Here is a 14,855-nt window from a genome sequence, read left to right as displayed (position 1 = left end):
CACATAGTTTGACAACAGTGACTTCTTTCTCTATTCTTAATATTATCTTATATTACACACCTTTAATTTTCTTAAAACACAGTAATTATAAAAAAGGGGAAAGGTAATGAATAAATACACAAAACAGCATTTAGAAAAGCATGAAATTTTAGAATATAGCGCCGAAGTTAGCAATTGGCTTTTCCTTATCCCAGCTATCATGGCTTTATTTTTCATTTTTGCAGGTACAGCAGAACCAAAAACTGCTGGAATAATGTATTTTATAGCTCTTTGCTACATTTTATACCCTTATATTATCAAAACATCTACTGAGCTTGCTATAACTAATGAGAGAATTATAGGAAGGGTTGGTTTTCTACATGCTAAATTTTTGAATTTAAGGTTTAATCAGATTGAAAGTGTTAAACTGTCTCAAAGCCTTTTTGGTAAACTTTTAGATTATGGAGATATCACTATTTATAGCTCAAATTCTACTAGATACAGGTTTAAATTTCTCTCTAACCCAATAGCACTTAAAGCTTTTATAAGTGAAAAAAATATAATTAAGAACTTTAACTCTAATATTTAAGTGATATATTATGGCAAAAGTTTAAACTTACAATACCTGCCCTCGCAAGTATAACCGTCTATTTGTCATTCTTACTTCACACTGTCAGTAACATAGTTGACGATGGGATGTCATATAGTACACACCAAGCTTTCACTGTTTTATTCAACAATTTTTATAAAGACTATTTTAAGGCGAACGTTTATAGTAAAATTATTAGTTAAGAAATAATTTTAAGTTTTATCAGTATGAAAAAGCATGTATACACTTTATCTGTAGCACTTCTATCAACACTCCTAATAAGCTGCGCTTCTATGGATAAAGATCAAAAACCTACAACTTATCCCACTCTTGACTCATGTACTCCAGATTTACTTCAATCTCAACAATCCTTCATATGTCTAAAAAGAGTAAAAGGACCTGACTTCATAGAGACAAATATTAAATTTAGTGCAGATAGCTTTACTTTAAACGACCAAGCCAAAGAAACTCTTAATAAATTATATGCGTACCTAAAACTAACTGGTGATACTAACTTTGTAATCAAAGGGTACGCTGGAAAAATAGACTCTAAACTAATAAAACATAATGATCTATTGACAAAACACGATCTTCGCCTTTCTAAAGATAGAGCTTCTAGCGTTAGAGAATACCTAATAAACAAGGGTATAAAGCCTGACGGTATCGAAATCCAAGCTTTAGGATACCAAGACCCTATAGCTCCTAATGATTCTAATGATAATAGAGGGATCAATCAAAGGGTAGAAATAACCCTCAAGAGTAAACTTATAGATCAAATTGACAATATTAATGATCGCATCAAACACGTTAAAATTAGCAATTATACAAAATTTTTCTCAAACATTTATCTACTTAACGATAATCAAGTAGATGAAATGGCTAAGATATATGACAGTCGTGAGAAAAGACCTGTTTTGGGTATTAATTTCAAAATCTTTGTAGATAAACAGTATCCTGCTAGAGAGGACAATAAAAACTTTAGTATCATCTCTGAACCAAAACCTATAAACGCGTATAACCCTGATAAAAAAGTGTATAAAATAGGGTCAGCTCAATACAACTATACCTACAAAGGTATAACTGCTCTTACTATCAGCGATCTTAAACAGGAAGCTTCTGTAGGTGACTACGTAATTCCAAACGACATCGTTTTTTCCAATCCACTACCAGCAGAAAGCTTTAAAATGGACAGTAAAATAACTGCTAATGTAATGCAAGATATTATGAATACAGGTACATTCTCGTTTAGCTACAATAGTATCTTAATCAACAAAGGAGCCACTGATGGTCTAAAACTTGGTGCTGAAATGATACTTTATGAACCAGAATCAAGAGCTGATGGCTATCCAGTTCCTCCAAAGTACATTGGTCATGGCTTTGTATATCGTCAATCAGACCATTATGCCCTTGTTTTGATAGTCAATTCTCTCCAAGAGATCACAAAAAACTCTATGGCTACTACAATTTTGTAATGAAAACTACAACAAAAAATTGCCTAATACTAACTATATCTCCTTACTTTGGTAATAGTCGCTTTAATGCTGCTATTAGTAACGGTATTGATTTGGAGGATTTGGTAAATAGCCCATCACACTATCAAAAACAATTATCTCTCCATAAAGAAACTTTAGATTACTTAGTAGAGAAAAAATATTTACCATATTTGGACAAAGTTAATAAGTGGCTAAGCAAATCAAGCAACTCTCTGGTAACGTATTTTGATAAAAAATATCCTTTTGAACTAAAGCAAATTTCTAATCCGCCTATAATATTATATTGTTTGGGTAATGTTGATTTACTTGATACTTACCAACTAGCTATTGTCGGGGCTCGTAATCACACTAGTTATGGAAAAAATGTTACACAGAAAATCATTAGTGAACTAGCTTATCACAACATAACTATAACCAGTGGCTTAGCTTATGGTATTGACACTTTGGCGCACCAGTACGCTTTGGAGAATAATCTTAAAACCATAGCAGTTATAGGCACAGGTATTGATGTTATTTATCCTAAATCTAATACCACCTTACACCAAAATATCCTATCTAACCAAGGTCTTATTATTTCTGAATTTAGCCTTGGAGTAGAGCCTCTTAGACACAATTTTCCGCAAAGAAATAGAATAATTAGCGCTTTGTCTAAAGGTGTTTTAGTAGTTGAAGCAGCACAAAAAAGTGGCTCTTTAATTACTGCTGAGCTAGCACTTGAGCAAAATAAAGAAGTATTTGCAGTTCCTGGAAGCATTTTTAATACCTCAAGTAGTGGTTGTAATGAACTAATAAAAAAAGGTGCAAAATTAGTTAGTAATGCTTCTGACATCCTAGAAGAACTAAATATCAATAATAGCCCTAGAATTATTAATACTTTCGATACTATAGAAATTAGTGATGAGCAAAAAGCAGTTCTTAATAGTATCAATACCAGTCTAACCACTATTGACCAAATCATTAATAATACTTGTTTACCTTACCATAAAATTAGTGAGATACTATTTGAACTAGAAATGAAATCTCTTGTTGAAACAGTGCCCGGTGGATACACCAGAGGACAACTGTCTTAGTCTTGCTCTTTTATTGTTTGGATTAGGGTTTGGGGATCATCAGCATTACCAGGTAACTTAGCTTTTGCATTACGAAGCTGGATGCCTATATCTTTAGACTCATCAATATCATTTGCTTTAGTGTCACCATCTAAGTTAGCCAAGTCAATAACTTTGCTATCATTAGAGTAGCTCTGATCAAAAGCTTCATCCACCTGAGAAGCTTCATTTATTTTATCTAACTTACTCTTAAGCATCATAGGCGGTTCTACAGATTTATTCGTAGACACATTCCCACTTGATGCCATTTGTGACGCTACATTGTCACCTTCGTAACCTAAAACACCAAGTACAGCCTTATCTGTCTCTAGAGCATCACTATCTGCTTTTAGTTCTTGTTTAAGAATCTTTGCCATACCATAGTCATAGTTTTGTAAATACGCATTACGCATAGCTATATATGGATCTATCGAAACTTCTTTTAAATTAGAGTATGCTGGTAAGTAAGCCACTCCTTGGTTAATTTGGTAGGTTCCATATATACCCCAGGTTACTATATACGATGCTGCTGTACCAATTGGCGCGAAGAAAAATACATACGTAAGAGGATTAAACAAAGCATCCACACCATTTGCTACATCCTCTAAAGTGCCTGGACCTAAAAGTGGCCAAACAACATAAGGAGATGCTTCATTCTCATCATAGACACCCCACTTATGTAAAGTTACAGCAAAACTTTGATGGTATCTCATCTGCTTACCAAACCAATCATCTGCTACATCAAAGAAACCTAAAACCCCAAAAGTTGTATTTGTTAAAAACCTAATACTATCATCACCAGCATAGCTTAACTGCCCCTGAAACATATCATTGACTACTCTTGCAGGTTCAAGCAGGTTCTGAAACATATTAAAAATTCCTGTTTGTACAGAATCTGGCATCACATAATCATAGCCTTTCGCAACTGGAGTGAGAGCGTCATAAGCTTTATCATTAAAAGAATACATGCCTCTGTTATAGTTTTCAAAAGGGTCTCGCTTATCCTTTGTAGTTTTCATATTAGAACAACCACTGACTGTTATTCCAACTGCTGAAAGTAATAATATAAAATTTATCAACTTCATTAAGCTTATCTCTTTTTATAGTTAGTAAAAACACAACCTACCAATTATAGTAAATTAAGTCCCAAAACTCTAATAAAAATTTTCTTAATAGCTGATCTTTGATATCATTGGTTCAAGTATTTTAAAAAAATCTATAGCTTTAGTGGCCATGAATAACTTAGATAACAATGAAGTGGATAAATTTTCACGCTTAGCAAACGGTTGGTGGGATCCAAATGGTGAGCTAAAGACCTTACACCAAATTAATCCTTTACGTTTAGAATTTATAAAACAACATACTACTTTTGATAATAAAAAAGTTTTTGATATAGGCTGTGGTGGTGGAATTCTTACAGAGTCACTTGTCACAAAAAACAATAAAGTTTATGGTCTTGATGCCTCAGGTGAAGCCATAAGTGTGGCCAAAGGGCATGCTAAAAGTAATAATCTGGACATAAACTATATAAACTCAACTATAGAAGAGTTTGCTGCAGTTACAGAGGATCAGTTTGACGTTATTACATGTATGGAAATGTTAGAGCATGTTCCAGATCCTGAGAGCGTGATAACCTCGATATCCAAACTTGCTAAACAAGGAAGTTTATTTTTTGCCTCAACGTTGAATAGAAACCTTAAATCCTATCTATTATCGATAGTAGCAGCTGAACACATTTTAAAAATAGTGCCCAAAGGCACTCATCAGTACAACAAGTTTATAAAGCCCTATGAGCTAATAAAAGTAGCCGAAAAATATGGTTTTAAACCTTTAGAAATAATTGGTATTCACTATAACCCTATTACTGATTCTTTTAAACTGGGTAAAAACGCCGATGTTAATTACATAGTAGCTTTTGAAAAGGTATAAAATGCAATATAACTATTTTCACTATCCAATTGATAAATTACCAAACTACGGAAGTGTTGTATACTTTGCTTACCGTAAACTTAATGATGGTAAAAAAGAAATACTCTACTTATTAGATCAAATAAAATCGCAAATTATAGCTTGTACAGAGCTGTATAATAATATTGAAGTTGCTAATGAAAAAATGAACTGGTGGCTAAAGGAAATAAATAGCTTAAAAGATGATAGAACCATATCCTCACCACAACTAAAAAAATTAGCTGAAATCTTTGATAAAAAGATATTATATAAACACCTGACAGCAGATATCAGCTATTCAATAGAAAATAGTAGCAAAACTGAGAGAGACTTTTATTTTCATATTTACAACAATTTCTTAGGTATAGAAACTCTTAAAGCCCTTTTTTTAAATAATTTTAATGATGTAAACATTGATGATGTAAAACAATCAAATGCTAATAATGAAATAATCAGACATATTTTTTGTATACCTAAACATTTTTATAATCATATAATTTTTGATGAAAGGATAATACCTAACATATCTAAAACTGAATTTGACCAAATTGCTCTACAATGGTTAAGTAATTACAAACCAGTTAAACTAGATAGCAAATATAAACCTCTAGAAAAGATAAATAAAATTCACTACAAAATGCTCAAAAAACACCTCAAAAAAGTTAATAATCCTTTTAAGGAAGCTATAGATTTTAGTCCTTTGGCTTTATTGTGTTATTCGATTTAGAGAGATAGTATTGTACTTATAGGGAACTAAAAAATGTTTAAATTATTTAACACTAAAAATTGTAAGTAGAATATCGTAAAATGTCACTATTCCTATTCCTTAAATTCTAGGCTGTATTTTAAGTTTCAAACACTTCGTTACATGTAACACCAGTTATAGGAGTTGACGTTCCACTCTCACTATAGCTATTGGTGTATCCTAACCAGTCCATATCGTAAAAATCATCAACATATACTCCACCATCTTGCCTTAGAAAAAATGCCGCGTCCCGACCAGGATAACTATCCTCTACCTTATTACCCGGAGTTGGAGAAAGGACTGAAGCTAAAATCCCATAACCACTTGGACATCTAAAAGTAATTGCACTTCCAGTATTTACCCAAGTAATACCTGTAACCTCACCGACTCCACTTGATGCTATCTGAGAATAATTACCGCCTACCATAGTCATTGTTGGTACGAAAGCGTCTCCTGTATTGATGGGAGTAGCAGCTGTTACAGCTCCGGAACCACCTGGTGGTGTAGCTGTCAATGTTACAGTATAAGTTGTATTATAATTATCAAATGTTACATTTGTATAAGCTGATGTAGGTGCAGAAAATGTTGCCGATGATGGATTTGAACTCCACTGTAGTGTCCAAGCATCAGTTATCCCAGTACCTGCTAAATCTACCGATAAGGAATAATCTAAAAATCCAAATCGAGAACTACTTAATCGTAGTGCTACAACTGTCCCTGTAGTTATATTTTTTGTAGATGTCGTTACTACTTCTCCATCTACAGAAACCTCCAAAGTTACATTATAGGTTGTATTTATGTTTGGAAAAAGATAATCTATCTCTTGGCCTGTACCGATTTCAGTACCATCTACTTTCCAAGTAAAGGTTGCATCATCTGGTATACCTGTATCTGTTATATTAGCTGTAAATTTATAGTCTAATACAGAGCTCCCTATAACCTCAGATTCTATTTTAGCTTTACCATAATTAATATTTACTGTTTTTACTAAATCAATTTTTTCAATAGAACCATCTGGGTTTGTTAGCGTCCCAGAAACACCAATCTGATGTGAGCCTACTGAATTAAATATCCAGCTGGTCGGATTAGAGTCATATGTACAATCACTATTACATGTTGCTAAATCATTATCACTTAACTGTTGGTCTGTAGCAAACTGACCATCTGACATAACCCAAGTTATGTTATATCCTGGCTCAGATACAGCCTCTTGCTTTAGTACCTTATCCACAGATTTGCCTACTACATTTGTATATCTAAGCAGGTCAACATTATCTAATTCTATACTGCAAATTATACCTTGACAATTTGTTAATATCTGCTGCTCACTGTGCTCCTCCTGTGTGCAGCTATTTAACAGTGAAGCTAATGCCAGCGTAATAGCCATCGCTCCTATTAATTTTTTATTCATAACACAGCCATCATTATTGTAATTAACACATTTATTTTTACAACAAATTATTCTTATATTTTAAAATAAAAAAATTTATTCTCAAGTTAAGTTGTTATAGTATATTAAATTTAAAAATTTATTCCACACTTTATTTTAAAAAAACTTAATATATGTTTTATAAATTTTATTGAATTTATCGTTAAAACAACTAACTTGAGATTAACGTAAAAGTGACAGCAATAAGCAGAGTTGATTATATTGTCACTAACGACAAATCTCAAATCACTCAACCTTTCACTTTCAGGTTATAATATTAGAGACAAAGCAGTAGAAGATATCGTTACTAACTTAAAAATTTAAGAGCTCTAGATCTTTCAAGCTGTTACATTAACGACCAAAAGCTCAACGTTATAGCTACAAACCTAAAACGTTTAAAGTCACTAAATATTTCACATTGTAAATATAATATAGAAAGTGGTGTTATCGATCATGAAATAACAAATCTTATTCCAAAATTAAAAATATTAGGATGCACGGACGTTAATTATCATAATCAAATCTCAAGGCACCCTGCTTCTGATTTCCCACTTTTATTGCTTAATAGTTCAGATTGCCGTAAGTATTTTAATAAACAATATCATATATACTCAAACTAATAAGAACTAAACTTTACTTTTTTTTATAAACATACTTTGGGTTTATAGTATCTGCTAAAAGCTTGTTTTCAAAGTCAATTCTAAGCAAAATACCTATTGTGTAACACATAATCAACAAACTACTACCACCGTAACTTATAAACGGTAACGTTAAGCCTTTTGTGGGCAATATTCCTGTATTAACTCCTACATTTACAAATACCTGAAAACCCATCCAAAAGCCTACGCCATATGCTAAAAATGCTTGATAATATCTTTTTAATTCAAATGCTAATTTAGCAATATTAATAGCTTTTAAAACTATAAACAAATACACCACCAATAATATCATTAGACCAACTATGCCTATCTCTTCAGCTATAACTGATGTAATAAAGTCCGTATGAGCTTCTGGTAAAAAAAACTGCTTTTGTACACCATTTCCTAGCCCATCACCAAACCAACTTCCTCTACCAAATCCAATAAGTGCTTGAACTAACTGATAACCTGAGCCGTTGGCATTTTCCCAAGGATCTAAAAAACCTGTGATTCTATGCATACGATAAGGTGAGATAATCACTAACATAGCAGCCATAGTTACCATAGCCACTAAAAGTAAGCCATACCATCGTACTTTACTACCAGCAACAAAAAGCATCCCCAAAACACAAATTGATATAACCACTGTTGAACCAAAATCAGGTTGCATGAGTAAGAGCATCGCTATACAACCTAATAGAGTTATAGGTACTAAGATACCTTCTTTAAAATTTCTCATTTTCTCAAGGTTTGTAGCAACATACCCAGAGAAAAATATTATTGCTAAAAGTTTAGCTAATTCTGCAACTTGAATATTAATAATTACCAAAGGAATCCAGCGTCTTGCTCCATTAACGCTTTTACCAACTCCAGGCACTAATACAGCTACTAGCACTATAAGCATTATAAAAAAGAAAGCGTTAAAATTTTTCTCATAATTTTTTGTAGGAACTAGTAAAGCTAATAAAAATAAAAATATCGACACAATAGCAAAGAAACCTTGTCGGATGGAATAGAAAAAAGGATTGTTATAATCATCTAATGCAACAACCATTGATGCAGAAGTTACCATAATCCAACCAAATGCAAGTAACCCTAGCATTATAAAAACTAAGGAAATATCTATCTCAAGTTTTGCTCTGACTCTTTCTCTCTTTGCGTTCTGTTTTGTTAATAAAAGCTTTAATCTATAGAGCATTAAGTTAATTTCCTAATTACTGTTTCAATTGTAGAACTAATTTTTCAAATACTTTGCCACGTTCAGCATAACCACTAAATTCATCAAAACTAGCACATGCTGGAGATAACAATACTATATCACCATTTTGAGACTTTTGATGTGCTAGAACAAAGGCATCTTTCATGTTATCACAAAGCTGATACTCACAGTAGTTACTAATTTGCTGTTTAATATAATCTTTATCCCTACCGTATATAACTACAAATTTCACAAATTTTTGTAAAACCTCTTCCATCAAGGTAAAATCACCTCCCTTAGCGATGCCACCCAATAGAAGAATAATATTTTTACTAACTGTAATACTCTTTAGTGCTGCTATTGTAGCACCAACATTTGTTCCCTTAGAGTCATTAATATAGCTAACATGATTAACCTTATCGACAAATTTACAGCGGTGATCAAGACCATTAAAAGTTTTTATTATCTCAATAGCTTTATTGGTATCTACATTTAGTTTTTCTAGGATGTTGAGTGCCACTACTATATTTTCTAAATTGTGTAGACCATACAATTTTGTTTGTGTTGTATCCAATAACTTTGAAGAGCCGTTGTAGATACTATTATCTACTAAAGTATACTTTCCAGTATACTTTAAGCCTTTACCCTCAACATCATATATAATGAAATCTTTGCTAAAATTCGCTAAATTTAGCTTCGATTGAGTGTATTCGGCTAAATCTTTGTATCTATCTAGATGATCTGGGGAAATATTAATCACGCACCCTATTGCAAAATTTGCTTCTTGTAATAAATCAATTTGAAAACTTGATAATTCTATTACACAAAAATCAAACTCATCTGCTAGCTTAGAAAGTGGCGATATACCAATATTACCAGTAAGAATGCTTTTATGACCTAATTGGTTTAAGGCATAGTTAAGTAGTGTTACTATTGTACTTTTACCATTAGATCCAGTAATTGCTATAGTTTTTACATCTGTATGTTGTATTTGTTTATAGAAGATATCTATATCGTTAGTTAATTTAGCCTTATAGTCTTTAAGTTGGTTATATGGGTATTTATTCGTTGGAATACCAGGGCTTAATGCTATTAGATCATAAGTGTCCAAGTCATAATCTAGAAACTCTTGATCGTTATGGGAAATATCTATCTTTAAATTATTAAACTGTTGCAAAAAATCATATATAGCTTTTCCAGTAGTACCAAACCCCACTAGTAAAATTTTATTGATTTTATATCCATTAAAATAAAAGTCAGACACTATCTAACCTTAATAGCGATCAAGCCTATTAGAAATAATACCACTGAAATTATCCAAAAGCGCACTACTACTTTTGTTTCTGGCCAGCCTTTTAGTTCAAAATGGTGGTGGATTGGAGCCATTTTAAAAATTCTTTTGCCATTTCTCAGCTTATATGATCCTACTTGAAGGATTACAGAAATAGCCTCTACTACAAATAATAATCCCATGATAAAGAATATTAACTCTTGACGGATCATAATAGCTATTACACCAAGTACAGCTCCTAGCGTGAGTGAACCAACATCTCCCATAAACACTTCCGCCGGATGAGAATTAAACCATAAAAAGGCCAAACCAGAACCACAAATAGCCGCGCAAAATACAGCCACTTCTGCCAAACCTTGTTTACCAAGGTAGTTAAATAACAAATAGCTTGATAAGTTATAATTAGTTTCAATATATGCGTATATTCCTAACCCAGCAGCAACAAGCACAACTGGCAAAATTGCCAACCCATCTAAACCATCTGTTAGGTTAACAGCATTACTACTACCGTTTATAATAAAAAAAGTTAATACGGTAAAAAGCACTATTCCCATAGGAATGTATAAATCTTTAGAAAACGGTATAGACAAATTCATTTGGCCGTTTTTTTCTAATAGAACAAATAAAACAATCGCTAGGATAATAGAGAAAACAGATTGTAAAGCAAATTTATGTTTTGCTCGCAGTCCTTTTGGATGCTTAAGCACAAGTTTCAAATAATCATCGAAAAAACCAATAGCTCCAAAAAATAAAACTACAAAAATTAAAATCCAAAGATAGATACTACTTAGATCACCCCATAGTAGTGACGATATAACTATAGATGATAAGATTAAGACACCGCCCATTGTAGGGGTATTTTTTTTAGAAAAATGACTTTTTGGACCTTCATCACGAACTACTTGGCCAATTTGCATTTTTTGAAGCCAACGTATCATGGGAGAGCCGAGTAATAAAGTTATAAGTAACGATGTAATAGTAATCATAAGTATTCTCATAGAAACATAACTACTAAATACGTCAAAAGCCGAGAAATACTGACTAAGCCATTTTAAAAGATAGATTAACATACAATTTTTATCTGAAAATAAATTAGCTACATTATAATATATCCTGTAATACTTTTACAGAGCTTTAGAATCCTTAAGTTAACACTATATATAGCCAGACCCATTACAGCAAGTGCATTTAGTATTTTGTCCAATAAAACCAGCTCCTTTACAATAAACACAAATAGGATGAAATTTAGCATTATGTTCTCTACCTACAGTTACTCCCCCTTTTTGCTTATTTGGAAGGAATTTAACATCTTCTCCTCTACCTATAGTTATTCCTCCTTTTTGCTTATTTGAATAAAATTTATCGTCAGATTTTTCTATAGCTATTCCCCCTTTAGAAATACGCGTTTTTTCCATTTGCATCGCGCTTCTAGTAGCCTGCCCTCTATATATAGATTGAATTTTTGTAACTGCTTTTGTCCGTGTTTGCTGTTCTTTATACCACTGCTCATTTAGCCCCGGAAATGTTGGAGTTAGGCATTCATCGTTATAATCATCCTGGTTATAAAAGTTACCTCGTCGCGTATTTATAAATCCTTTCTTTTGTTTTTTTTCACTCTCTAAAATCTCTTCGGACGAAGGAAACTTATTACCATAGAATATTGCATTCTGCTCAACTATAAGCCAATCAAGAGCTTCTTTATGTAATTTAAATACCTTACCAGTATCAACAAAATTATAGCCTGAATCATTTAAATCATAGTATTTTGAGGTCTGTAAGTATGCTCTTATAATCTCAGCTGTACTTGGGGAACACTCTGAGAAACCCTTATAGTTCCAAAAACCTCCTCCAATTTTAAGTGAAATACAAGCTGTTTTTATATTTCCTAGCCTACAAAACTGTTCTTTTAGCAACTCATCAGGAAAATCTTCATACTCAGGTCCTATTTTATTCTCATAGTAACCAAAAAAATCATCACCCATCACTAATTTAATTATTTCACTATTAGAAGAACTTCGTCTAGGAATATATGGTTTGACAAACGAACCAATTCCTGATTCCTCTAAACCTCTTATCGGAACCCAAGTATTAGTGAACCCAGCTTTAGCAGAATTTTTACCACTTGACAGATAAAAAATATACCCCTCTATAACACATATTTTCCTTTCCTTAAATGTTGCCAATAAAATATTCATTTTCCTTCCTCTATCAATTACTATCTCACCTTACGCAATTTGGTCATGAATTTCTAATTTCATATAACTGCTTAAGAGCAATAGCGTTAGATCTAACCAAGAGCTTATATTTCAGGGCAAAGTGGTTTAGTGAAGTTTTTATCTTGAGCATTTCTAGTTTACAAAAAGCTACTAATGAGCAAAAAATATGATTTCTTTGAGTTTTCTCAACTTTAGTTGGTGAGGCTGATAAAGAAGTATTTTGCTTAATTGATTTATGATAAACCTCTATTTGCCATCTTTTTTGATAGTCATGATATAACTGATTAGAATCTATTTCTAAATCATTTGTTACAAGATATAAAATTCCTTTTGTACCGTTCTCGTTTATGAAAATCTTTTTTGTTAAAAGTACAGGGAAATTCATATCTTTAAGCCATATCTTTAAAGATTCTCCATCAGCAATATCAAGTTCAGAGAGTTTAATAAAATCCTTACTCTTTCTAGCGTAATCACTCAAGGCAACAACTCTATTTGACTTCATACCAAGTATGAATTTCTTCGATAATGTGTGATGTATGAAATTCATATTATCTTTAGAGCAAAACCAGCTATCTGCCAAAATATATTTAAACTTAACATGATTAATAACTGCTCGGTTTATCATGTTTTGAAATATTTGGTTTTTAGTAACTTTAGATCTTCTTTTATACCGCTTATCTTTTTCATCATAATATCGCTCATCCTTTTTCACTATTTCATAGTCTATTGGAATAGATAAATTTGATGTACTAAGCATACATGAGACTATATTAATACCCTTTACATGAACACCTTTAGCATGAGAGTGATGCCAACAGACTATATCATTCTCATCTGTACTTGGCTTTTCACTAATTGTATCATCCAAACAAAGAACATCGTATTCGCTATTATGTTTTCTAACTAAAGGCTTTATATATTTCCAAAATTCTAAGCTTGTTAAATCTGACTTACTTAAAAACCTTGTTATTTTGTCATGGGATACTTCTTGATCTAATATATCTGATAATTTTGTAGCCGTAGCATACTTAGTTTGGCTTATAAGATAATCTGTGTATATGTCTAGTAAATCCTTGTCCATCTCTTAGATAATACAATTTTTTTCTATGATCAGTATTCTAAATATCTTTTTAAAATTTACAATCTTTTGCGTAAGGTGAGTTACTATTTTAAACCGCGGTCAGCAATCTAACGAATACTAAATTATAGTTAATCCGACCGTATATTAGTTACAAAATTTATCATCTCCATACTTATAGCCGCTATCCTACTAAAGTAAGAGTATACAAATATAAGAAATTCTTTATAGGTAGTAAATTTAACAAGAGATTGTTTTTTTAAATAACAATGTGACGTGTGTGATACGCAAAAAAACATTTATATACAAAGAAAAAATACTATTCTTACTATCTTTTATAGCAATTTTATAATATTATCATCTTTGTAAGGATAAAAGAAACTTCATTGATTTGATTTTTATGTGTAATTTTAGTTTTTGTTTGAACCTGAAATTATCATTACTTCGTCCATACAACTAGTCAGATTTAATATCTGGATATAATAAACCAATAAAAATTAAAGAGAATAAAATGAACAATAAATTACAAGGTACAGTTAAATTTTTTAATGAACAAAAAGGTTTTGGATTTATAACTCCTGACAACGGAAGTAAAGACGTTTTTGTACATATTACTAAACTAAATGGCTCAACTCTTTCTGAGGGTCAACAAGTTGCTTTTGAAACACAAGAAGGTAGGAAGGGTCCTGAAGCTATAAATATTGAGGTGCTATAATGCCTAGTATTAGAGTAGATGAACGTAAGCCATTTGATATAAGTCTAAGAAACTTTAAACGTGCTTGTGAAAAAGCGGGTATAAAGCAAGAGCTACGAGACAGGCAACACTACACCAAACCAACAGAAAAAAGAAAAATAGCTAAGCGCTTAGCTATTAAAAGAGCTAAAATCGCTACTAGAAAAGCTTTTAGTTACTAAATTATAGAACTCACTTCTACTTATATGTTTGGTAGTATAATCTAAAAATTAATCTCTTCATGCAAGCTAGAAGATGTTAGGTCTATAGCTAATTTAATTTTTTGAACTCATTGTAACCTGTTTTTTTTACCATATTGTTTAATATGGTTAATGTCCTCATTTCATTCCTATATTTGTTCACTGTACTGGTAAAATATAGTTAATCCGAGTAATTAATGTAGAAAAATGCTCGTTATTCCAGACTCTGAT

The 14,855-nt window shown here is 31.9% G+C and carries 14 protein-coding genes; 7 read left to right on the top strand and 7 right to left on the bottom strand.

Annotation, left to right across the window (positions count from 1 at the left end; all coding sequences use genetic code 11):
• The first annotated feature begins 106 nt into the window (after window positions 1-106).
• From FRA_RS01840 to dprA, 3 genes are all read left to right on the top strand, one after another.
• Window positions 107-568, top strand: coding sequence for a PH domain-containing protein (locus FRA_RS01840; protein ID WP_035721334.1), 462 nt, complete (start codon window positions 107-109; stop codon window positions 566-568).
• A gap of 227 nt (window positions 569-795) precedes the next feature.
• Window positions 796-2,040 carry an OmpA family protein gene (locus FRA_RS01835; RefSeq protein WP_035721332.1) on the top strand — a complete coding sequence of 415 codons (1,245 nt, stop codon included), beginning with the start codon at window positions 796-798 and terminating at the stop codon, window positions 2,038-2,040.
• Window positions 2,040-3,131, top strand: a complete 1,092-nt coding sequence (gene dprA, locus FRA_RS01830; protein ID WP_035721329.1) for a DNA-processing protein DprA — start codon at window positions 2,040-2,042, stop codon at window positions 3,129-3,131. The genes FRA_RS01835 and dprA overlap by 1 nt, the downstream gene beginning before the upstream one ends.
• On the opposite strand, the gene FRA_RS01825 is transcribed toward dprA, so the two are convergent.
• The gene (locus tag FRA_RS01825) at window positions 3,128-4,234 is read right to left on the bottom strand and encodes an MlaA family lipoprotein (RefSeq protein ID WP_035721328.1); all 1,107 of its coding nucleotides are present in this window, start codon (window positions 4,232-4,234) and stop codon (window positions 3,128-3,130) included. The genes dprA and FRA_RS01825 overlap by 4 nt on opposite strands.
• 148 nt (window positions 4,235-4,382) lie before the next feature.
• Here FRA_RS01825 and ubiG point away from each other — a divergent pair, with 148 nt between their 5' ends.
• Both ubiG and FRA_RS01815 read left to right on the top strand, forming a co-directional pair.
• Window positions 4,383-5,078 (top strand): bifunctional 2-polyprenyl-6-hydroxyphenol methylase/3-demethylubiquinol 3-O-methyltransferase UbiG, encoded by a 696-nt coding sequence (gene ubiG / locus FRA_RS01820; RefSeq protein ID WP_035721326.1) that lies wholly within the window; start codon window positions 4,383-4,385, stop codon window positions 5,076-5,078.
• 1 nt (window position 5,079) lies between these two features.
• A complete protein-coding gene (locus tag FRA_RS01815) occupies window positions 5,080-5,823 on the top strand; it encodes a hypothetical protein (RefSeq protein WP_035721323.1) in 744 nt (247 codons plus the stop codon).
• Window positions 5,824-5,941: 118 nt separating this feature from the next.
• Here the strand turns inward: FRA_RS01815 and FRA_RS01810 are convergent, their stop codons facing one another.
• From FRA_RS01810 to FRA_RS01785, 6 genes are all read right to left on the bottom strand, one after another.
• A complete protein-coding gene (locus tag FRA_RS01810; protein ID WP_035721321.1) occupies window positions 5,942-7,252 on the bottom strand; it encodes a hypothetical protein in 1,311 nt (436 codons plus the stop codon).
• Window positions 7,253-7,903: 651 nt separating this feature from the next.
• Window positions 7,904-9,106 carry a putative lipid II flippase FtsW gene (gene ftsW, locus FRA_RS01805; RefSeq protein ID WP_035721319.1) on the bottom strand — a complete coding sequence of 401 codons (1,203 nt, stop codon included), beginning with the start codon at window positions 9,104-9,106 and terminating at the stop codon, window positions 7,904-7,906.
• A 16-nt stretch (window positions 9,107-9,122) separates the two neighbouring features.
• Window positions 9,123-10,370 carry a UDP-N-acetylmuramoyl-L-alanine--D-glutamate ligase gene (gene murD / locus FRA_RS01800; protein WP_035721317.1) on the bottom strand — a complete coding sequence of 416 codons (1,248 nt, stop codon included), beginning with the start codon at window positions 10,368-10,370 and terminating at the stop codon, window positions 9,123-9,125.
• The gene (gene mraY / locus FRA_RS01795; protein WP_035721314.1) at window positions 10,370-11,467 is read right to left on the bottom strand and encodes a phospho-N-acetylmuramoyl-pentapeptide-transferase; all 1,098 of its coding nucleotides are present in this window, start codon (window positions 11,465-11,467) and stop codon (window positions 10,370-10,372) included. Before mraY ends, murD begins: the two co-directional genes overlap by 1 nt.
• Before the next feature lie 84 nt (window positions 11,468-11,551).
• The gene (locus tag FRA_RS01790; protein WP_035721310.1) at window positions 11,552-12,592 is read right to left on the bottom strand and encodes an IQ calmodulin-binding motif-containing protein; all 1,041 of its coding nucleotides are present in this window, start codon (window positions 12,590-12,592) and stop codon (window positions 11,552-11,554) included.
• Between the two features lie 43 nt (window positions 12,593-12,635).
• A complete protein-coding gene (locus FRA_RS01785) occupies window positions 12,636-13,694 on the bottom strand; it encodes an IS701 family transposase (protein ID WP_464110823.1) in 1,059 nt (352 codons plus the stop codon).
• Between the two features lie 508 nt (window positions 13,695-14,202).
• Between FRA_RS01785 and FRA_RS01780 the strand changes: the two genes are divergently transcribed.
• Window positions 14,203-14,406: a cold-shock protein gene (locus FRA_RS01780; RefSeq protein ID WP_035721307.1), complete on the top strand. Its 204-nt coding sequence runs from the start codon at window positions 14,203-14,205 to the stop codon at window positions 14,404-14,406.
• The gene (rpsU, locus tag FRA_RS01775) at window positions 14,406-14,606 is read left to right on the top strand and encodes a 30S ribosomal protein S21 (RefSeq protein WP_035721306.1); all 201 of its coding nucleotides are present in this window, start codon (window positions 14,406-14,408) and stop codon (window positions 14,604-14,606) included. The genes FRA_RS01780 and rpsU overlap by 1 nt, the downstream gene beginning before the upstream one ends.
• The last annotated feature ends 249 nt before the right edge of the window (window positions 14,607-14,855 follow it).

Origin of the sequence: Allofrancisella heilbronnii (assembly GCF_000710735.2) — a bacterium.
Classification (GTDB): Bacteria; Pseudomonadota; Gammaproteobacteria; order Francisellales; family Francisellaceae; genus Francisella; species Francisella frigidaquae.
The sequence above is the reverse complement of the archived record's forward strand: the minus strand, read 5'-3'. Positions and strand labels throughout refer to the sequence as shown.